The following is a 19,200-nucleotide window of genomic DNA, read 5'->3' as shown; positions in this document are numbered from 1 at the left end:
ACTGTGTTAAGTATTGAATATCAGAGGATAAGCAGCATGACAAAAGACGCGAGAGACGAACAGGTACAGCTCCTGACGGATGGATTGCTGAAAACTTTCGACAATGCCGAAGAGCTGTATAACGAAGCCACTTATCTTGCTGAGCGCGGTTCGCTACCGCGCGCGGTGCTTCTCCATCAAATCTCACTCGAAGAGTGTGGCAAGGCAGAAATGCTTTGCGTCGCGATATTTTCGGCACTTCAAGGGACTGTAATCGACATGAAGCAGTTGAAACGCGCGTTTTCACGCCATGAAGGCAAAAACCGGACAAACGCGTATTTCTTGCCTACATCGGAGGAAGAAAACCTAGCTCGCACGAACAACGACGTTGAGGCTGCGACTAAAGCATTTAAAGACATACAGACGCAGTTCCACAAAGATTCAAACACGCTCAAGAATGCGTCTCTGTACGTGGATTTCGATGGAAAGTTCGTCTCGCCGAAGGATGTTGTCACACGGGAAAACCTCGATGAGATTCGGAAGCGCAATGCCGAATTTCTGTCGATGATGCATCAGAAATTGAGCGTTGTGCAAGGCTGGGCGAAGAACATCGATGCTACTTTCGAGCTACAAACACAGCTGTTGAAGCAGCTGGGACTGGACGGGTTAGACCATACTAATCTCGATGAGCGTCGCGCGTTCGCCGATGGCATCCTCGCGAAAATCGACGAGTTGGTCAACTCTATACATCAGCCCAGCGACAAGGCGAATCCTGACAGCAAGTAGTGTCGGGCCAAGCCGCCGCTCGGCGTGGCAGCTAGGCTCGCACTACACGAAATCCTACAAACGTCATCATCTCAAGCGGCGAGCTTGTGCTCGTAATACGGCCGGTCCCTGTCATCGAGGATGGCATACATCGCGTCTAGGCTTGATGCTTCCGGATTCAGCCACGCTTCGATGTTCTCTGGCTTGATTGGGATGATGCAACGGTCGTGGCCGGCCGCTTCAATCTCCGGCGGCGGCTCATCGGTGATGGCTGCGAATGACAACAGGTCTGGCTCACCCGGCTTGGTCCATCGCGACCAGAGGCAGACGACGTGCATCAGCTGCCGGTTACTGGGGCGGAATTCAAGGACGACGTTCTCGTCTTTGTCATGCGTCTCCAGCAACGTGCCTTCTATCTTCGCCTTCTTCACATTCTCGTAGAAGACCTCGACGAGCATCACGCCGTGCGTGTGGCCGAAGCACGGTTTCCAGAATCCCTCCAGATTGTCGCGGCGGGCGTTATATGTGCCGGGGTATTTCACATCGTAGTTCGCGGGCTTGCCCGCAATCCGGCACTGGTATCGCATCGGCTTGACCACGTATTCGCCGTTCTCCATCACGAGCACCGGCGCGTAGGTGCCGGGAAAGATGCGCGAGTCGCGCGGCTTCGATTCGGTCCGGTTGATGTCTTCGATGCGGCGTAGCGCAGCCTCGATTTTGTCGGTGGCGATGCGTCGACTTTCCGTTGCCGCCTTCGTCACCTTCGACTCCAGCTTGCGCTCGGCTTCTGTCAGGCGGGTACGCTGCTTGAAGAGTTCCTGCTCGAGCCGAGTCTTCTGCTCGGCGCGCGTCTTGTTGATGAGCTGCCAAATCTCACGCTCACTATCGTTCTGTGGGTCGCGAAAGGCATCATCAAGCGCCTTCGGTGTCTTCGCGCTGCTCCCTTCTGCTTGCAGGAAGTAGAGACGCGCAAACTCGGCGATGTCCATGTGCGCGCCGAACATCCGAACGTACCGGCGATAGTCCGCCAAGATTTGAGCCGAATAGCACATGCATCATCTCCGTTGACTGCACCGAACGTCGGTTCCAACGCATGACCCGTCACATCCGCGGCAGAGGTGCCGGTTCCGCACGCTGTCGTCGACTTGCCAGCTGTTCGCGGCGCCAGGTGACTTGGTGCCCACCGTTCGGTCGTTCTCGCTTGCGAAAAACGTTGGCTCGCCCGCTCTGCCGCGCGCGACTGCCTCGTCAATAGTCGCATCCCCGAACGCATGACGCAATTCGGCCACGAACGCTGCTATCTCCGGCATCGGGTGCTTGCGTACAGGCATATCCATCGTCGTCTCCCGTCGCGCCCAAAAAGGGACACTTCACAAAGCAGGTTTTTGATATACGATACTGTACATCCATACAGTATTCTCCGACAATGGCTGCCTTGCCCCAACACGTCGAGTCGATTCATCCAGCGCTGTGGCGCGGGGCGCAGCTTGCGCGCGCGCATGGCAGGACAGTGGATACGGGCTATGCAGCCCTGTCTGCCGAGCTACCGGGTGGAGGTTGGCCGTTGGGCGCACTGGTGGAACTGCTGGTCCAGCAACCCGGGATTGGCGAGATACGGCTTCTGAAGCCGGCGCTCGCCGAGCTAAGCGCGCGGCCGATTGCGCTGCTGCAACCGCCGCATGTCCCCAATTCACTGGCGTTCAGCTATCTCGGCGTACCGGTGGACCGTCTTATGAGATTGCGGGCGCCGAAGACGGCAGATGCGCTCTGGTGTGCGGAGCGCGTGTTGCAGGCTGCGAGTTGTGGTGCGCTCATCCTATGGCAGCAGCACATCCGGACCGAGGCGCTGCGGCGATTACACCTCGCGGCGCAGGCGTCGGAAACGTTGCTTGTACTCATCCGGCCGCTGGCCAGCGCACAGGACGCCTCGCCTGCCGCGCTGCGGCTGGGAGTCAGACCAGCTGACGGTGGCCTCGTCGTCGACGTCGTCAAGCGACGGGGCCCAATACGAAGCGAAATGCTGTCCATTACCCTGCAACCGTCACCGATTCTGCTCAGCCCCTATGGCCGTGTTCGTCGCCATCTTCCTTCCCCGGCTTTCGCTGGAGGTGTTCCGTCCGAGGTGGTCGTCTAGCACTGAGCACGGGTGCGTCGTGCTCGAGCGCGACAAGGTTGTGGTGGCGGATACGATGGCGCGGGAAGCCGGTGTGCTGCCCGGCATGAAACGGGGCGGAGTGACGACACTTTCGCCCGATGCGTTGATGTACGACCGGAGCGTCGAGCGCGAGCGCGAGATGCAACGCGAGGTCGCGTTCGGTTTGCTGCGCTTCTCGCCGCAGGTCGCGGTCTGCGATGAGGAAACCATCGTCATGGACGTCACGGCCAGCCTGCGTCTTTTCGGCGGCATCCGCCACGTCTGCGAATTGATGCGCGACGTGGTGAAGTCCATCGGCGTGACTGTGCGCATGAGCGTCGCCCCAACTGGCCAAGGCGCGTGGCTGCTCGCAAAGCGCGGCCGCTGCCGCGTGCTCAAGATGCTGTCGCTTGAGCGAAACCTGAACGCGTTGCCGTTCACGGTCGTACAGGAACTGCGTCCGTTTGCTGACTGGTTCCAGGGACTTGGCTGCCGGGTGCTGGGGGAGGTCCGCCGCTTGCCGCGCGCCGGGCTGAAGAAGCGCTGCGGTGCAGGCTTACTCGATGCGCTCGACCGTGCCTATGGCCTGTCGCCAGAGCTGTATCAATGGCTCGAGATGCCACCGACCTTCAGCGCGCGCACCGAGCTCCCGGACCGTGTCGAGCACGCCGAAGCCATCCTGTTTTCGGCGAAGCGCCTCATCGTCCAGATGTGTGGCTGGTTGAGCGCTCAGCAACTCGCGCTCACTCACGCCACCATGTCGCTCGAACATGAGCGTGGCCGCGAAGCCGTCGAGCCAACCACCCTCGAAGTCGCGCTCGCAGAACCGACATGGCACGAGGAGCATCTCGTCCGCTTGCTGAAGGAGCGCCTTGGTCGCATCGAACTCCCAGCCGCCGTCCTCGCAGTGCGCCTGACCGCATCCCGCGTGCAGCCCGCAGAGCCGCCAAGCGATTCGCTTTTCCCAGACCCGGGTGGTTCAGCCGAAGACCACAACCGTCTCATCGAGTTGCTGGTCGCGCGGCTCGGCTCCGAGAACGTGGAGCGCGCGGCGCCAACATCCGACCATAGACCGGAGATGGCGAACCGCTGGGTGCCCATCCAGAACGACGCGAAGACGCAGGCGCTGCCCGTTGAACTACCGCGACCGACCTGGCTGCTTGAGGAACCCATCAAGCTTATGATGAAGAATCATCGACCGTTTTACGGCTCGCCGCTCAGGCTCGTCTCGATGGGCGAGCGCATTGAGGCAGGTTGGCATGACAGTGAAGCAGTCACACGCGACTACTACGTCGCCGAAGCTGCCGACAAAAGCTGCTACTGGATTTTTCGCGAACGGCCCGTCGTGAAAACTGAGGAAGTCCGCTGGTTCCTACACGGCCTGTTTGGCTGAGCGGATAGGACGGTGCGCTCGTGGACTTTCCATCGTCAATGCTTCCAGATTATGCGGAGCTTTTTGCATTCACCAACTTCACGTTTCTCCATGGCGCGTCGCACGGGGAAGAGCTGGTGCAACGTGCATCCCAGCTTGGATACTCGGGACTTGCGATAACCGACGAATGTTCGCTCGCCGGTGTCGTGCGCGCCCATGTCGAGGCGAAGAAAGAGAAGCTGCCGTTGGTCATCGGTTCGTATTTTCGGCTCGTGCATGCGGACCGGACACCAGCATTCGGCCTCATCCTGCTGGCGCAGAACCGCGACGGCTACGGCAATCTCTCCGAGCTCATCACGCTGGGACGCATGCGCGCAACGAAGGGTGAATACCTGCTCACGCCGCACGACATCTCGAAGCCCGAGAAAGGCCACACACATCTCCGCGGCATGCCGAACTGCCTTGCCATACTGGTGCCGGACTTCCCCGCGAAAGAGGCCGTGCTCGCGGTCCAGCTCGAATGGATGAACGATGTATTCGCAGGTCGGGCATGGGTCGGACTCACCATGCACCAGCGCGCGATGGACGACATCCACCGCGGCATCGTCGAACATCTGGCTGACCGGTATCGCGTGCCGGTCGTGGCGACAGGGAATGTTGTCATGCACGTCCGCTCGCGCAAGCCGCTGCAGGACACGATGACGGCAATCAGGCTTCGGAAGACCGTTGCTGAATGCGGCTATGACCTTGCGCCTAATGCCGAAGGGCACCTGCGCTCGCGGTTCCGGCTGGGCAACCTGTATCCGACGCGCGCGCTGTACGAGACGCTCAACGTTCTCGAGCGATGCCATTTCTCGCTCGACGAGCTTCGGTATGAATATCCGGACGAGCTTGTGCCGGGAGGCTTCACGCACGAAGCGTATCTGCGCCAGGAGACGTACATCGGCGCGCACCGGCGCTATCCCAATGGCATTCCGCACAACGTGCAGGAGCAGATTGAGCATGAGCTGCAGCTTATCCGCGAACTGGAATACGAAGCGTACTTCCTCACGGTCTACGACATCGTTCGCTTCGCGCGCAGCCAGCACATCCTGTGTCAGGGGCGCGGGTCCGCTGCAAACAGTGCGGTCTGCTATTGCCTTGGGGTGACTGAGGTGGACCCTGCGCGCGGCAACATGCTGTTCGAGCGCTTCATCAGCAAGGAACGCGGCGAGCCGCCCGACATAGACGTCGACTTCGAGCACCAGCGTCGCGAAGAAGTCATCCAGTACATCTACCGGAAGTACGGGCGTGACCGGGCGGCCATTGCAGCGGCGGTATCCACATACCGACCGCGCGGCGCGCTGCGTGAAAGCGGGAAGGCGCTCGGCGTTGACCCGCAGATTGTGGACAAGGTCGCGAAGTCGCACCAGTGGTTCGACCATTCGGCCGACCTCCTCCAGCGCTTCGCTGAGTCGGGGCTAGACCCGGAAAATCCGCTCATCGGTCTGTGGGCGAAGCTGGCCGCCCAGATTCTCAATTTTCCACGCCATCTGTCGCAGCATTCTGGTGGCTTCGTCATCAGCCGCGGCAAACTCACGCGCCTGGTGCCCGTCGAGAACGCGGCGATGGCGGACCGCTCTGCAATCCAATGGGACAAGGACGACCTCGAAGCGCTCGGGCTACTGAAAATCGACGTACTCGCGCTGGGAATGTTGTCGGCAATCCGGCGCACGCTCGACATCGTGTCGGAGCAACGCGGCGAGCGCTTCGAGATGCAGGACATACCGGCTGAAGACGCGGCGACCTATGGAATGATTTCGCGCGCCGACACGGTGGGCGTGTTCCAGATTGAGTCGCGCGCTCAGATGAGCATGTTGCCGCGGATGAAACCGCGCGAGTTCTACGACCTCGTCATCGAGGTCGCCATCGTGCGGCCCGGCCCGATTCAGGGCGGCGCTGTGCATCCATACTTGCGCCGTCGCCAGGGTCTGGAGCCGGTAACCTATCCAAGCGAAGCACTGGAGGTCGCGCTCGGGCGGACACTGGGCGTACCCATCTTCCAGGAGCAGGTGATGCAGGTAGCCATCCTGGCTGCCGGCTTTACACCCGGCGAAGCGGACCAACTGCGCCGCGCGATGGCCGCATGGAAGCGCAAGGGCGGCCTCGACAAATACTATGACCGCATCGTCAACGGCATGACGGAGCGCGGCTACACGAAGGACTTCGCCGAATCCATATTCCAGCAGATTCATGGCTTCGGCGAATATGGCTTCCCGGAGAGCCACGCCGCGTCGTTCGCGTTGCTCGTATATGCGAGCAGTTGGCTGAAGTGTCACGAGCCAGAGGCGTTTCTCGCGGCAATGCTGAACAGCATGCCACTTGGCTTCTATTCTGCGTCGCAACTGGTACAAGACGCACAACGTCACGGCGTGAAGGTGCTGCCGGCCGACGTCACCATCAGCAACTGGGATTCGGCCCTCGAGAACCATGGGTCCTCATCGAAACCGGCGGTTCGTCTTGGCCTGTCGCTGTTGAAAGGCATGAAGGACGGCGCCGCGGAACGTATCGAAGCAGCGAGAGCCGTGAGGCAGTTCGCGAGCGTCAGCGACTTGGCGAAGCGCGCGCAGCTCGACCGGAAAGACCTACAGGTTCTTGCGGCCGCGAACTCGCTTTCGCTACTGGCAGGCAACCGGCGCGAAGCGCTCTGGACGTCAGTTGCAGCGGTGCCCGACCGTGACATTCTCGCCGACGCACGCGTGGATGACGAAACACCTGTGCTCGGCGCGCCGTCGGAAGGCGAAGACATCGTTGCCGACTACAATTCAATGAGCCTCACGCTCGGCCGGCATCCCCTTTTTCTGCTGCGGCCGGTGCTGCTCGAACACCGTCTTGTGCCGGCCGCGACGCTCATGACGTATCGCAACGGCAGGCTCGCTCGCGGTTGTGGTCTGGTCACGGTACGTCAGCGACCAGGAACCGCGAAGGGCGTGATGTTTGTGACCATTGAAGATGAGACTGGAAACGTGAACGTCATCATCTGGCCGTCGCTGCAGGAGAAGTTCCGGCAGGAAGCACTGGGGGCTTCCCTGCTGGCGGTGTACGGAACGTGGCAGTGCGAGGGAGAGGTCCGCCACTTGGTCGCGCAACGGCTTGTCGATATGTCGCACCTGCTCGGTGGACTTACCGCCGTCAGTCGAAACTTCTGCTAGCAGCTACCGGCTTTGCTGAGCGAAAGGATTAATCGGGTACACCTTCTCGGGTTCATTGACACGTTCGAGCATCTGGACCTTCGACCAGTTCGCCACCATTGCCTCCAGACCACGCACCACATTGGCTTCCAGCGGTTGAATCCCCGCGTCACCGTTGAAGTTGGCACTGAACGCCGTGTGGAATCGGTACTGAAAGTACCCTGAGATTTCAGCTATTCGCTCAGGTGTATTGGAGTCCGTGTAGATGACAGACCCGGGCGAGAACGGGTCATAGTAAATCACATTCGGGTAGTCAGTTTTGACTGCGACGCGCGGCTCGTCGCAGACCATCAGCGAGCCTACGAGCTGGATTGAGCCTTTCATGCCCTTCGGGGTTTTGAACACCCAAATTCGCTTGGGCAAGCGCCCCGCGAGCTCCGAGAGCTTCGAATTATTGGAGCCAAAGTACCCCACCTCACGGCTTTTGAGGTTGGTTTCGAGCTTTTGCCAGTAGTAAAAAATGTCCATTCAACGACGCTTCGTGATTCGGTTGGTCAATAGCTTGCCCTTCATGTTACCAACTCTGCCCGGGAATCCTGCCCGACTGGCGACCCGTACATTACTACACCAAGGCGAACCCGAGTTGCTCTGAAAGCCGCTTGCTGCATTTCCGTGTGAAGCATCCACGAAGAGTCGAAGGTCAAAACCTGGTCTGGGCTAAGTTGCAGAATCGAAATATGCCCTTTTATAAGGGGTTTTCTGCTTGCATTGGCTACAAACCATTGCTACGCTTGCCTTCAGCTTAAGACGGCGCATGTGCCGAGTGCTCTATCTCTGGGGTGCCTCGTCTTAAGCATTCTCGAAACCAGAAATGAGGATGTCCATGGCAACGAAGACGGCAAAACCCGCAGCCACGAAGGCTGCAACCAAGACGGCAGTGAAGAAGGCTGCCGCCCCGGCGAAGGAAGCGGCTACGGCGCCTACTGCGCTCAAGCCGATGAAAGATACGTTTACTAAGGCGTCGCTCGCTACTCACGTCGCCACGCAAGCCGGCGTCGACCCGAAGCAAGCGAAGGCCATCCTGGCGGCTTTGGAAGACACTATTTTGGGCTCTGTTCACAAGAAGGGTGCTGGTGAGTTCACGCTCTCCGGCCTGCTCAAGATTGGCGTGCAGCAAGTGCCAGCCAAGAAAAAGCGCTTCGGCAAGGACCCGTTCACGGGTGAGGAGCGCTGGTTTGACGCCAAGCCGGCGAGCGTGCGCCTGAAGGTGCGCCCGCTGAAGAAGCTGAAGGACGCCGCCGCATAAGCGCCGCGTCGCTTGTTAAAAAGCCCGCTTTTCGAGCGGGCTTTTTTTCGACATCGACTTCAGCAGACAACTTCGAGCCGGGTTCTACCGAAACTCGCGTCGGTGCGGCCCAACCGAATGCGAGGCATCCTGCCTGTGCGTTCCGAAATGCTTCTCAGACGCTACATGATAGTTTTGCATCGGGCAGGCTCGTGGCCACACCAGACGAACACCATCTTCTGAACACCTATGTTTCAATCCTGTTTTCTTCTAACCGCTTGTCGCCCATCTCGCTTTGTGCGATTTGATGAGATTTTTCGTCGAGACCTTCGAAGAACTCCTCGTCATTAGGATATTTTTTTGCAAGCACATCCCAAATCATGATGTCGCGAAGGTTATGTCGGTCTTCTCCGTAATGTGCCTGCCGATGGTCGTCCGCGCAAATAGCGACTACATTCCGTTCGTCGTCGGGCCCGCCGCAATTCAGCGGGATGACATGGTGCGCCTCCAGGTAATACGCGCCGCTTGCTGTCACGAAGCCCTTCTTTTCACATAGCTCACAATTCCCATCCGCAGCTCGCAGCTTCGCTGCGCGGACCACAGCCGAATCTCGCTCGTAAATGGCAGTGGCGGTGGCTGGAGCAACGGCCTTCTTTGCGGAAACAGCAGATGAAGCGGCAAACCTAGCTCGGCGCAACTCTTCATACTCTCGGTCTTCAGCATAAGGGTCGAACTCGATGGGCTGCGGCTTGCCGCGGATAACGACAATCCGTCGGTCTTCATTCAAGTGATGCGGGTACCAGAGGACGGGGTCCAACTCGCGCTGATGTGCCTCGCTCGTCTCCCGCAGCCCTTTCCTGCGTCGTACTCCATCAAGAATAGCCACATGAATCGGCTGCTTTCGATAGTAGGCCTCCACCATCAACGCCGATACCGCATCTGCACGGTTCAATTGCACCGGGGTGGCAGTCGCGATATTTTCTTGCGCCCAATCCGAGGCTCTGTCGATGAATGAAATTTCGTCGCCGTCCTCATCCATACCGTCGTGCCAGATGTTGACCAGGTAGGGACCACCTTCGCCTTTGAAGCACCAGTCGTACTGCGTCGTCATAGGGACACCGACCTTTTCTGCGATGTCGCGGACAAGCTGCTTCGTAACCGGTTTCAGGTCTGCCAAAGTTGCCATATCTTTATCTGCAAGTGAGGGCGCCGCGCGTCAAAATATGATTGCCGCCGCACTGGGTATTACTGGCTCACGGAGGTGGTACGCACGGCAGTCGGCTCCCCGGTCTTCCGGAACATCTCGTCCATCAGGTCTTGCACTACACCGTCGGCATTCGGGAATTGATGTAGCACGGAGTTTTTCCAATGACCAGATGCAATCAACCCGCCGGAAGGTGCTTTGTAGAAGCGAATGTCCATCGAGCGCAGGTACATAACGATGTCCCAGAACCAGCTGTCTGTGTACGACACGTTCATGTCTGCCTTGTCGCAAGCCGGCGCAAGCGCCACGGACACGCCGTGGTTTTCGAGGTTTCGCTGAATCGCCGCGTCCATGTCCGCCGACCTACCGCCATGGGCAGTGAAGCAGGCGGTAGTCATGGGGGACTTGCCCGACTGCGGTCCACCGGTAACGGACTGAGTCGTTGAGCAGCCAGACAAGGCGACGAGTGTCAGGGTGGCGAGAATCGTTTTATGCAAGTGCACTGCGTCCTCTGAGTGGTATGTCAGTGGACGCTTTATCGGCGCAAACTCAAGCAGACTTGAATATTTTAGAGTCTGGTAATTACCATCGGGTGGCCATCCTTGCGGGCGCGGTCGACGTCCTGCTTCAGGCTCGTTATCTCAGCTCATGGATGACGGCATGACCGTGCGGTGCGATGACTTATCGGCCTTTTTTTCGCTCGTGCCGCGCGTAAACCGCCGGAGAGTCCCCCAGGCACGGCCGCCGTCAGCACGTGCTCCTCCGAAGTTTTCAGCCTGGTGACCGCTACGGCAGCTTTTGCCATGCGATTTTGATTGCGATTGGCCGACTGCACTTTCGGTCAACTCACGCTGCACTGCCATGCAACCGCCTCCGACGGCATGAGCCTACATTTGAATCACCCCACAAACCCAAGCTCAGCTTTGAGGCCGGGCAGATTTTCAGGAGACGAAAAATGCAAATCAAACCGAAAGTGGAAGAAGAGGCAGTACAAATCGACGAGATTCCTTGGAAGGCATTCCCCGATTCGCTGTCGCAGGGGGGCATCCGTTGGAAGATGCTCCACGCTTCGCCTGAGATGGGTTCTTGGGCCGCTATCTTTGACTGTCCGGCAGGTTCTTCCTTCAACGCTCACTTTCACGTCGGACCTGGCGAGTATCTGCTGACCAAGGGACGCATGGATGTTCGTGGCGGCAAAGAGCAAGGCGGCGACACGGTGGTAGCGCCGGCCTACGGCTACGAGTCGGCCAATGCGCGTCACGACAAGACGTATTTCCCGGTCGATTCTGAGTTCTATATGACCTTCCTTGGTCCGCTTGCTTTCATCAATGCAGACGGCTCGCCTATCGTGAACGTCTCGTGGGACGAAGCGCAGCGCGCTTACGTCGGCTAACACTGTCTTGTCAGATAACAGCACCGCGCGATACACCTATGTCGCCGGTGGCATCCGAATTCACGAGAGGTCAAGATGCCAGATTCTTCCAAAACGAGCGAGTCCACTAACCAGGTTTTCGACCACCATCTAGGCGCGTTCGCGCGGGGGCTAGACGAATTGCTGAAGGACTATGGCGGCGACTCCGCCTTGGTCACACCGGACAAGACATATCGCGGTCTCGATGAAATCCGTGGTTTCTTCAAGGCGTTCATTGATGGCGCCACCCCGGAATTCTGGGCGGCGTTCAAGGTGACGAGCAAGAGCACGGAGGGCGAGGTTGGGTACTTGGTGTGGGAAGCGAAGCCGTGGGTCACCCTTGCGACGGATACGTTGTTCGTGAAGAACGGAAAAATTGCGGTCCAAACTTTCACTTCTTTCTCCGCCTAATCGTCGGTTGGGTCCTGGCTCGTCTCGGGCGAGCCGAATCAGAGGACAGAAGTGGAATTGGTAAAGAGACACATTCCTAGGTAGTCAGAGGAGCACACAATGGACAGGTTAAAAGGCAAAGTCGCTATCGTAACGGGTGCAAGTTCTGGATTCGGTCGCGGTATCGCCATGTCATATGCCGCCGAAGGCGCGAAGGTTGTTGTCAGCGACATTCATGAAGAGCCGAACCAAGGTGGATTCGAAGGTGACGCCAAGCTAACAACTGTAGCGGCCATCAGGAAAGCGGACGGCGAAGCGACATATGTGTCGTGCAACGTCACAAAGCAGAGCGAGGTTGCCAACCTGGTTCAGGAAGCCGTCCGCGTCTATGGCGGACTGGACGTCATCGTCAACAACGCCGGCATCTATCGCGCAGGCAAGCTCGCTCACGAGTTCGGGGTCGAGGACCTTGACGCCTGCTTCGATGTCAATGTGCGCGGCACTTGGTTCGGATGCCAAGAAGCTATCAAGGCTTTCCTGAAACAGGGGCGTGGCGGCAACATCGTCAACATCGTTTCGACTGCCGGCCTGCAGGGGCACCCGAAACAGTCGGTCTATAACATCTCGAAGGGCGCAGCGGCCAATCTGACGCGATGTCTGGCCATCGAATATGGGCACGAGAAAATTCGTGTGAATGGCATTTGCCCGACCTACGCGAAGACCTCGCTTACTAGGGCGCTTTTCGACGACAAAGACTTCGACAAGGCCTTCACGGATGTCATCCCGTTAAAGCGTTGGGGCGAGGTCGAGGATATTGCCAATCTGGCTATCTTCCTCGCGTCGGATGAGTCAAGCTACATCCACGGCGACCTCATCCGTATTGATGGTGGGGAAACGCTCTGCCGTTTCTCAGTTTAATCACTGGTTCACAGCGGCCCAAGTCGGTAGCGGGCCGCATTTTGCATTCGACGTAAAGGTGTGAAATTGCCGAAAATCATACATTCCATGATTCGAGTTCACGACTTGGACAAGTCGCTGAAGTTCTACGAAGACGCGTTGGAACTGAAAATCAGTCATCGCCTGGATTTTCCCGAGTTCTCTCTCGTCTACCTGAAGAACAGCGAGAACGACGTGGAAATCGAGCTGACTTGGAACAAGGGCCACGCCGCAGCGTACACGCACGGAGACGGCTACGGACATATCGCCGTCGCTGTGCCAAATCTCGAGGAAGAGCACGCACGCATGGCTGGAATTGGAATCAATCCGCTGCCCATCAAAGAATTCAACCGCGGAGACGAGATGCTTGCTCGTTTTTTCTTCGTGCAAGACCCTGACGGTTACAAGATTGAAGTTCTGGAGCGCGCCGGGCACTACGTATAAACGTCGCTGCCCGACGTCGGTACGCGTTGAGCGTGCTGGTTAGGCTCGAGGCGCGCCGTCAGCGGGTGTCTCCTCTATGTCTCCAGGCATGGGTTTGCCCGTCTTTAGAGGTGGGCTTTTGTGCGTGAGCGCTGCCGGCGCCGCGGACGGGTAAGCATGCATCAGCGGTAGAAGCCGCGCGTTAGCCTAAGTGTGACCGTCGAGCACGAAAATGCTGACTCTGAAAATACCGCACATCATTGGTCAGTTGGACCCGGCGTGCACGTAGAGGCACGAGCGGGAAGCGGCAACGTGTCCGGCAGAGGACCCTATTGCGGACGCGAGCGGAAAATACCATGCTTTTCACCGGCGAAGCATTGTTAGCGCCGTAGATTTTTGAGCCTACGTCTTGATTAAGACAGCAACGGTTGTCCAGCGGCTATGTTGAAACTGCCGAGCGACGAGCGTCTCCCGGCGATTCGCCGAACTTCTCTTTGAACGCTCTGCAGAAATGGCTAGTGGAATTGAAACCCCAGCGGTAGGCGATTTCGCTTATCTGAAAGCGTTGATATGCCGGGTCCGACAAAGCTCGTTTGCACGCCTGAAGCCTGCTGTGCAGAATGTATCCGGAGACGGTCGAATCGCTGCGTTGGAAAAGCATGTGCAGATAGCGCAAGGAAATCCCGCACGCCGCGGCGATGGACGCCGGTGTCAGGTTGTCTTCGTGAAGATGTTGAAGAATGTAGTCCTGCACTTTTGTGAACATTGCCGCACTCGCGTCGAAAGACGCCCCGTGTTGCTGCCCTGAGAGGGCAATACCCAGCAGTTCGAGGGTTGAGCGGCTGACCGACCCTTGAACGGTTGCGTCCAATGATGAAATTTCGTTGGACAATGCGAGGAGGTGAACCGCCAAAAGCGAGCCGACACCGGTCCGACTCTCTATTCTGCCGCCAGAAGGAACCTGTTTGCGTTCAGGCAGCCGCTCGCGCATCAGCGACCAAGGAATCATGAGGGTCACTTTGTGAAGGCGCTCCATAACTTCAAACTGAACTTCTTGGTCGCTTGTCCAGACAACCAAGTCGCCCGATGCTACTTCGACTGCGTTGTCCCCAATCTTGAATCGCTCGCGGCCGCTAGTCGTAAGCTGAACTCCGATGAAGAGTTCGTCGTCGCGACGCACGTGTCCCCGAGTTCGTCGGCCAACGCACGGGTCGCACAGCGTATCCACAATCTCGGCACCGGCAAAATCGTGACGCCGGAGATGTGCGTAGAAGGTAGCTGGAAGTCGCTGGGGGACCTGCCACTCGCGATAACTGCCGCTGAGGACCTCCTGCCAGGCATCAGTTCTATCCTCGCCCGCCACTTCGCTGCTTTTCCAGTCTGTCGAAGGTTTAAGCACCGCTTGTCTCCTGCAAGGTGCCCTGCTCATATGGGTCAAGGCACACCTTTGGAATATTTACACTACCGCGCAAGAGGACTCTTATCAAGAAGACCGTACCCTTATGGTCCTATTTGCGCAGGTATCGAGGTATTAAAACTCCGGCTAGGTGAGAAGCCGCGGGGCCCATCGCTCCGTCAACTCGCGGTATTCGCCTTGGAACAGGTCCTTCCACGCACGCATCAAGATGAACGCGGCCAACCGGTGAGGCACCGGCACGCCGAAACGCTCTACCAGAACGTCGTGAATATCAGGCTCGCCAACTCGGAGGAACGGATTCACGGAAAGTTCATGTCCGATGGTGGTAGGCAATGTCGGCCGTCCCTTCTGGCGAATCTTTGCGGCCTCCTGCTGCCAGAGCTCGACGCGTTTGTTGTTAGGGTCACATACACGCGCGAACTCGAGGTTCGAAAGCGTGTATTCATGCGCGCAATGAACCAGCGTTGCCGGGGGAAGAATCGCTAAGATGTCGAGCGACTCGAGCATTTCATCGGCGGTCCCTTCCAATAGCCGACCGCATCCGCTGGCGAAGAGCGTATCGCCGGAAAATAGATGGCCCGGAAGCCCCCCAGATGGCGGTTCATAAAAAGTGACGTGTCCATTTGTATGTCCAGGCGTCGCGATGACGCTCGCGGAGAACCGTGGCTCATCCAGTTCAATCGTGAAACCGTCGCCGACCTTACACGTCACGGATTCGATACGCTCGAGCGCCGGCCCGTAAACCGGCGCATCCTTTCTGCCGCAGCAGCGTAGCAATTCCTCGACGCCGCCGACGTGGTCGCCGTGATGGTGTGTGATTAGCACCGCTGTCACAATGAGTTTGCGTGCGCGCGCGTAGTCAACGACAGCCCCAGCTACTCCCGGGTCGACGACAACGGCGAAGGTGCCGTCCGTTATCACCCAGGCGTAGTTGTCCGTGTTGAAGGGCACCGGGACATACTCGAGGCTGTTGGCCATAGTCGTTTGCAGGTTCGCGCGGCACATCAGGTCAGTGCGAAGTTCTGTCATCTAGGTTAGGCACTCCAACGTACCTCGGCCCGGCGTTCAGAGTTTGACCCACAGTGCAGCAGCAGTTGATGAGCAGTGCACCGCTTTCCTCTAGGGCAGTTATCGGGGTTTTCCCTCCCGAAATTGCCTTGACACGTTCTCCTGCCAGACCGATTATTTGCCCAATAACAGAGCAATTGTTCATTTATTGTGGTCGGAAAACGCGTTTGCCAGCGGCGAGAGCGCAGATGGCACTCGTTAGCGCCGTGAAGTAGGTGACTCGGCCGACTTCAATTGGGATGTTGCATCACCGCTCAGAACGCGAAGACCTTTCCAGATAGATTGCTTTCGTAACAAGTGCCTGAAGCGCCCAATAGGAGGATGGAGATGGCTGGAGAACTGCAAGGCAAGGTCGCCGTGGTCACTGGCGCTGCTTCAGGCATCGGGCTGGCCAGCACAAAGGCATTATTGGCTGCCGGTGCCCGCGTGGTGCTAGTGGACCGCGATGAAGCCGCGCTGGTGACAATTTGCGGCGAACACGGCGATGCCGCGATTCCGCTGGTTGTAGATTTGCTGGACCCGACAGCCTGTTCGTCGCTCGTGCCTAGAATCCTGGACACAGCGGCGCATATTGACATCTTTCATGCGAACGCCGGCACCTATGTGGGCGGCGAACTGGTGGATGCGGAGACAACAGCAATCGACCGGATGCTGAATCTCAACGTCAACGTCGTGATGAAAAACGTCCATGATGTGTTGCCTCACATGATAAGCCGGGGGACCGGCGATATTGTGGTGACCAGTTCGCTGGCGGCGCATTTCCCGACGCCGTGGGAGCCGGTCTATGCGTCGTCCAAATGGGCGATTAACTGTTTTGTGCAAACGGTGCGGCGTCAAGTCTTCAAACATGGAATACGAGTTGGCTCCGTCTCGCCCGGACCAGTCGCCAGTGCGCTGCTTGCCGACTGGCCGGAGGAGAAATTGAAAGAGGCCAAAGAATCGGGAAGCCTGCTTGAGGCTAGCGAAGTCGCGGAGGTCATCATGTTTATGCTGACGCGGCAACGTGGTATGACCATCCGCGACGTGGTCTTGATGCCAACCAACTTCGACCTCTAAAAGTAAAGACAAGACACAGCTTGAGTTAAGCAATGTTCCTTGGCATTGACCTTGGCACGACGGAATTGAAGGCCCTTCTGCTGGCCGGCGACGGACATGTCGTAGGCACCGCTCGTTATCCGCTGGAAATATCGAGGCCGAAGGCCCGCTGGTCGGAACAGGACCCGGAGGATTGGTGGCGCGCTACGCAAACTGCGCTTGCAACGCTTCGTATGCGTTACCCCGGTGACTTTGGCAGCGTTCAAGCTATCGGCCTTTCAGGTCAGATGCACGGCGCTGTCCTGCTCGACGCCAATGACCGACCGCTGCGCCCCGCGATATTGTGGAACGACATGCGTAGCGTCAGCGAATGTGCTGAACTCGAGACCCGCGCGCCGAGGCTGCATGAAATCGCAGGCAATTGCGCAATGCCAGGGCTCACGGCACCAAAGCTTCTGTGGGTCGCTCGACACGAGCCGGAGCACTTCCGAAAGCTGGCGTGCGTCCTGCTGCCCAAGGACTATCTACGTCTGCGTTTGACCGGTAGAAAGCTCACGGACCCGTCCGATGCGTCAGGAACTCTGTGGCTCGATGTCGGCCAGCGCGACTGGTCAGATGAGCTTCTGCAAGCGTGCGACATGACGCGGATGCAGGTCCCACCGATTCAAGAAGGGAGCCGAGCAGCCGGCGTTATGCGTCGCAGTATTGCCGACGAACTTGGACTGCCCGTAGATGTAATTGTCGCGGCTGGCGGGGGCGACACCGCCACGAGCGCGCTGGGCGTCGGTGCGGCGGAATCGGGAGATGGTTTTCTGTCTCTCGGTACGTCCGGTGTGCTGTCAGTTGTTACCGAGCAGTTCCGGCCGAGCGCGCACTTGGGGATACATGCGCTCTGCCACGCGATTCCAAACCGGTGGCACCGAACGAGCGTCGTGTTGTCTGCGGCTAGCTGCATGCGGTGGCTATGCAACCTCACTTCTGCCGATGAAGTATGTTTGCTTGCTGAGGTCGAGAGTGTCAGTGCGAAACGCCGCGCCGCTGCGCCATTGTTCTTGCCATATCTTTCCGGTGAACGAACACCCCACAACGACCCGTATGCCCAAGGCGTCCTTTTTGGGCTTGTTGATTCGACCGACCGCGCCACGCTTGCCTATTCGGTTCTTGAGGGCGTTACGTTTGCGTTGTCGGACGGCCTGGATGCCCTGCGTGAGGATGGCACCCGCGAAACTTCGCTGAGTCTTATCGGCGGCGGTGCGCGTAGTGCGTTCTGGGCGCAGTTGATTGCTGACGCGATGGGAGTACCAATAAGCCGGCCGCCCGATGCGCAAGGCATCGCGGCGCTCGGAGCCGCACGTCTCGGCTGGTTAGCAGCTGGCGGTGACTTCTCGGTCGTTGTCCGTAAGCCATCGGTATCGCAGGAATTCTCTCCTGACGACAAGCAGCGTTCAATCCTTCTGGGACGGTTGGCGTCGTTCCGAGCGCTGTACCGGGAACTGCGGCCACTTTTCCCAACGTGAATATAGCCAATGTCCAGCGGGTGAATCGCCTTAGCCGGTTCGGACGACGGGAAACAGGACACAGGCGGCCGGTCGGGCGGGGACGGGAATCCGCTGTAGCTGCATACCGAGAGAACGGAAGAGCCGCCCCACGTTCAATCGGCGTTCCGTTCCCAGCATGCGCCAAAGCAAGCCGGAGCCGTGCTCCGAGAAGCGGCCATTCGGACGCCCGCTCACGATGTTTGGAGATGATTTCGCACTCGAGACACTATCGACCCGCAGCCCGCATTGTCACCTGCTCGGGACCGTCACAATGCTGGGCAAGGAGGCCCGCCACCACGCGCAGCACTTCGGGATGATGGACCATGCCTAGATGGCTTACGTCTTCGACCTCGATGTTGCGGTGGTTCGTTGACTCGGTCGACACGCATGCTTCCCACGCAACAATTCCGTCCGTTTTCGAGTAGACCGAAGCGCATGGGACAGGCAAACCGACATCGGAGTGGCGCGTTGAAACCTGGCCCATTGGAACGATGCCGCTGCTCAGCATGTTCAGCAGCCATCCGGCGTGTGTGGCGTCCGAGTTGTCGGCCACAGGTGTGGCCAGCGTGATGACCTGGCGCACCAGTTCTGGATATTTCGCCGCTAGCCCACGGGCATAGATGCCTCCATAGCTCCAGCCGACGAGAGAGACCGAGCTTCGATGCAACGCATGTATCTGCTTCAGATGGTCACCGAGGCGTACGAGCATCAGGTCATGGTCGGCGCTTGGTCCGAAATTGAAGCCCTGTTGCCAATCGTGGACTTCGTATCCCGCCTGACGCAGACGATTGCGCAGGTCCGACGTCGCGGCCCCGCTGACACACAGCCCGGGGAACACGAGCACCGGATGACCGTCGCCCGGCGGCAGTGGGACAGCCAGCGGAGCCATGCCGGCAATGTAGTCGGCTGCTGCGCGAAGCGGTTCAAGAGCGAGAAGCGTTGCTGACGGCGGTGTGAGTTCAATGCTTTTCATTGCATCTCCAAGAGCGCATGTAAGTGCGACATCTCAGTATGCACTGAAATTGCTGCGTCGCAGCATGCATATGAAGGGTCAAAAGCCTGAGAACCACCTT

Annotated in this window: 18 protein-coding genes; 11 read left to right on the top strand and 7 right to left on the bottom strand. The window is 58.5% G+C overall.

Features of this window, described 5'->3' with window-relative positions:
* Positions 1-36: 36 nt before the first annotated feature.
* A complete protein-coding gene (locus P0D71_RS17845) occupies positions 37-765 on the top strand; it encodes an AbiV family abortive infection protein (protein ID WP_408481338.1) in 729 nt (242 codons plus the stop codon).
* 71 nt (positions 766-836) lie between these two features.
* Here P0D71_RS17845 and P0D71_RS17840 read toward each other — a convergent pair whose 3' ends face one another.
* Positions 837-1,796, bottom strand: coding sequence for an SOS response-associated peptidase family protein (locus tag P0D71_RS17840; protein WP_408481336.1), 960 nt, complete (start codon positions 1,794-1,796; stop codon positions 837-839).
* Between the two features lie 374 nt (positions 1,797-2,170).
* On the opposite strand from P0D71_RS17840, the gene imuA reads away from it, so the two are divergent.
* The 3 genes from imuA to P0D71_RS17825 are packed head-to-tail and all read left to right on the top strand — an operon-like array spanning position 2,171 to position 7,441.
* Positions 2,171-2,878, top strand: a complete 708-nt coding sequence (gene imuA / locus P0D71_RS17835) for a translesion DNA synthesis-associated protein ImuA (protein WP_408481334.1) — start codon at positions 2,171-2,173, stop codon at positions 2,876-2,878.
* Positions 2,808-4,271 carry a Y-family DNA polymerase gene (locus P0D71_RS17830; RefSeq protein ID WP_408481332.1) on the top strand — a complete coding sequence of 488 codons (1,464 nt, stop codon included), beginning with the start codon at positions 2,808-2,810 and terminating at the stop codon, positions 4,269-4,271. Before imuA ends, P0D71_RS17830 begins: the two co-directional genes overlap by 71 nt.
* A gap of 38 nt (positions 4,272-4,309) precedes the next feature.
* Positions 4,310-7,441 (top strand): error-prone DNA polymerase, encoded by a 3,132-nt coding sequence (locus tag P0D71_RS17825; RefSeq protein ID WP_408481405.1) that lies wholly within the window; start codon positions 4,310-4,312, stop codon positions 7,439-7,441.
* Between the two features lie 3 nt (positions 7,442-7,444).
* On the opposite strand, the gene P0D71_RS17820 is transcribed toward P0D71_RS17825, so the two are convergent.
* Positions 7,445-7,948 carry a hypothetical protein gene (locus P0D71_RS17820; RefSeq protein ID WP_406868110.1) on the bottom strand — a complete coding sequence of 168 codons (504 nt, stop codon included), beginning with the start codon at positions 7,946-7,948 and terminating at the stop codon, positions 7,445-7,447.
* Positions 7,949-8,303: 355 nt separating this feature from the next.
* On the opposite strand from P0D71_RS17820, the gene P0D71_RS17815 reads away from it, so the two are divergent.
* Positions 8,304-8,726 carry an HU family DNA-binding protein gene (locus P0D71_RS17815; protein ID WP_408481330.1) on the top strand — a complete coding sequence of 141 codons (423 nt, stop codon included), beginning with the start codon at positions 8,304-8,306 and terminating at the stop codon, positions 8,724-8,726.
* 226 nt (positions 8,727-8,952) lie between these two features.
* On the opposite strand, the gene P0D71_RS17810 is transcribed toward P0D71_RS17815, so the two are convergent.
* A complete protein-coding gene (locus P0D71_RS17810; RefSeq protein ID WP_406868108.1) occupies positions 8,953-9,891 on the bottom strand; it encodes an HNH endonuclease in 939 nt (312 codons plus the stop codon).
* 59 nt (positions 9,892-9,950) lie between these two features.
* The gene (locus P0D71_RS17805; RefSeq protein WP_408481328.1) at positions 9,951-10,406 is read right to left on the bottom strand and encodes a hypothetical protein; all 456 of its coding nucleotides are present in this window, start codon (positions 10,404-10,406) and stop codon (positions 9,951-9,953) included.
* Positions 10,407-10,864: 458 nt separating this feature from the next.
* Here P0D71_RS17805 and P0D71_RS17800 point away from each other — a divergent pair, with 458 nt between their 5' ends.
* The 4 genes from P0D71_RS17800 (at position 10,865) to P0D71_RS17785 (ending at position 13,090) form a co-directional block, all read left to right on the top strand.
* Complete coding sequence (locus P0D71_RS17800) at positions 10,865-11,302, top strand: cupin domain-containing protein (RefSeq protein ID WP_408481327.1); 438 nt, start codon at positions 10,865-10,867, stop codon at positions 11,300-11,302.
* 75 nt (positions 11,303-11,377) lie between these two features.
* A complete protein-coding gene (locus tag P0D71_RS17795) occupies positions 11,378-11,731 on the top strand; it encodes a nuclear transport factor 2 family protein (RefSeq protein ID WP_406868105.1) in 354 nt (117 codons plus the stop codon).
* Between the two features lie 99 nt (positions 11,732-11,830).
* Positions 11,831-12,628 carry an SDR family NAD(P)-dependent oxidoreductase gene (locus P0D71_RS17790; RefSeq protein ID WP_406868104.1) on the top strand — a complete coding sequence of 266 codons (798 nt, stop codon included), beginning with the start codon at positions 11,831-11,833 and terminating at the stop codon, positions 12,626-12,628.
* Between the two features lie 66 nt (positions 12,629-12,694).
* On the top strand, positions 12,695-13,090 hold the full coding sequence (locus P0D71_RS17785; protein ID WP_408481403.1) for a VOC family protein: 396 nt from the start codon (positions 12,695-12,697) through the stop codon (positions 13,088-13,090).
* 418 nt (positions 13,091-13,508) lie between these two features.
* Here P0D71_RS17785 and P0D71_RS17780 read toward each other — a convergent pair whose 3' ends face one another.
* Together P0D71_RS17780 and gloB are read right to left on the bottom strand one after the other, a co-directional pair.
* A complete protein-coding gene (locus P0D71_RS17780) occupies positions 13,509-14,468 on the bottom strand; it encodes a helix-turn-helix domain-containing protein (RefSeq protein WP_408481326.1) in 960 nt (319 codons plus the stop codon).
* Positions 14,469-14,612: 144 nt separating this feature from the next.
* Complete coding sequence (gloB, locus tag P0D71_RS17775; RefSeq protein WP_408481324.1) at positions 14,613-15,515, bottom strand: hydroxyacylglutathione hydrolase; 903 nt, start codon at positions 15,513-15,515, stop codon at positions 14,613-14,615.
* A 366-nt stretch (positions 15,516-15,881) separates the two neighbouring features.
* Here gloB and P0D71_RS17770 point away from each other — a divergent pair, with 366 nt between their 5' ends.
* Complete coding sequence (locus tag P0D71_RS17770; protein ID WP_408481323.1) at positions 15,882-16,610, top strand: SDR family oxidoreductase; 729 nt, start codon at positions 15,882-15,884, stop codon at positions 16,608-16,610.
* Positions 16,611-16,642: 32 nt separating this feature from the next.
* Positions 16,643-18,106 (top strand): xylulokinase, encoded by a 1,464-nt coding sequence (xylB, locus tag P0D71_RS17765; RefSeq protein WP_408481321.1) that lies wholly within the window; start codon positions 16,643-16,645, stop codon positions 18,104-18,106.
* A gap of 247 nt (positions 18,107-18,353) precedes the next feature.
* Here the strand turns inward: xylB and P0D71_RS17760 are convergent, their stop codons facing one another.
* Positions 18,354-19,100 (bottom strand): esterase/lipase family protein, encoded by a 747-nt coding sequence (locus tag P0D71_RS17760; protein WP_408481320.1) that lies wholly within the window; start codon positions 19,098-19,100, stop codon positions 18,354-18,356.
* Positions 19,101-19,200: the final 100 nt, after the last annotated feature.

This window comes from Paraburkholderia sp. RL17-383-BIF-A, from assembly GCF_046028015.1.
In the GTDB taxonomy this organism is placed as follows: domain Bacteria; phylum Pseudomonadota; class Gammaproteobacteria; order Burkholderiales; family Burkholderiaceae; genus Paraburkholderia.
The sequence above is the reverse complement of the archived record's forward strand: the minus strand, read 5'-3'. Positions and strand labels throughout refer to the sequence as shown.

What these genes read in the sequence shown, in the direction of transcription:
- P0D71_RS17845 (WP_408481338.1), top strand. Translation starts at nt 37, where the DNA reads ATGACAAAAGACGCGAGAGACGAACAGGTACAGCTCCTGACGGATGGA.
- P0D71_RS17840 (WP_408481336.1), bottom strand. Translation starts at nt 1,796, where the DNA reads ATGTGCTATTCGGCTCAAATCTTGGCGGACTATCGCCGGTACGTTCGG.
- imuA (WP_408481334.1), top strand. Translation starts at nt 2,171, where the DNA reads ATGGCTGCCTTGCCCCAACACGTCGAGTCGATTCATCCAGCGCTGTGG.
- P0D71_RS17830 (WP_408481332.1), top strand. Translation starts at nt 2,808, where the DNA reads ATGGCCGTGTTCGTCGCCATCTTCCTTCCCCGGCTTTCGCTGGAGGTG.
- P0D71_RS17825 (WP_408481405.1), top strand. Translation starts at nt 4,310, where the DNA reads ATGCTTCCAGATTATGCGGAGCTTTTTGCATTCACCAACTTCACGTTT.
- P0D71_RS17820 (WP_406868110.1), bottom strand. Translation starts at nt 7,948, where the DNA reads ATGGACATTTTTTACTACTGGCAAAAGCTCGAAACCAACCTCAAAAGC.
- P0D71_RS17815 (WP_408481330.1), top strand. Translation starts at nt 8,304, where the DNA reads ATGGCAACGAAGACGGCAAAACCCGCAGCCACGAAGGCTGCAACCAAG.
- P0D71_RS17810 (WP_406868108.1), bottom strand. Translation starts at nt 9,891, where the DNA reads ATGGCAACTTTGGCAGACCTGAAACCGGTTACGAAGCAGCTTGTCCGC.
- P0D71_RS17800 (WP_408481327.1), top strand. Translation starts at nt 10,865, where the DNA reads ATGCAAATCAAACCGAAAGTGGAAGAAGAGGCAGTACAAATCGACGAG.
- P0D71_RS17795 (WP_406868105.1), top strand. Translation starts at nt 11,378, where the DNA reads ATGCCAGATTCTTCCAAAACGAGCGAGTCCACTAACCAGGTTTTCGAC.
- P0D71_RS17790 (WP_406868104.1), top strand. Translation starts at nt 11,831, where the DNA reads ATGGACAGGTTAAAAGGCAAAGTCGCTATCGTAACGGGTGCAAGTTCT.
- gloB (WP_408481324.1), bottom strand. Translation starts at nt 15,515, where the DNA reads ATGACAGAACTTCGCACTGACCTGATGTGCCGCGCGAACCTGCAAACG.
- P0D71_RS17770 (WP_408481323.1), top strand. Translation starts at nt 15,882, where the DNA reads ATGGCTGGAGAACTGCAAGGCAAGGTCGCCGTGGTCACTGGCGCTGCT.
- xylB (WP_408481321.1), top strand. Translation starts at nt 16,643, where the DNA reads ATGTTCCTTGGCATTGACCTTGGCACGACGGAATTGAAGGCCCTTCTG.
- P0D71_RS17760 (WP_408481320.1), bottom strand. Translation starts at nt 19,100, where the DNA reads ATGAAAAGCATTGAACTCACACCGCCGTCAGCAACGCTTCTCGCTCTT.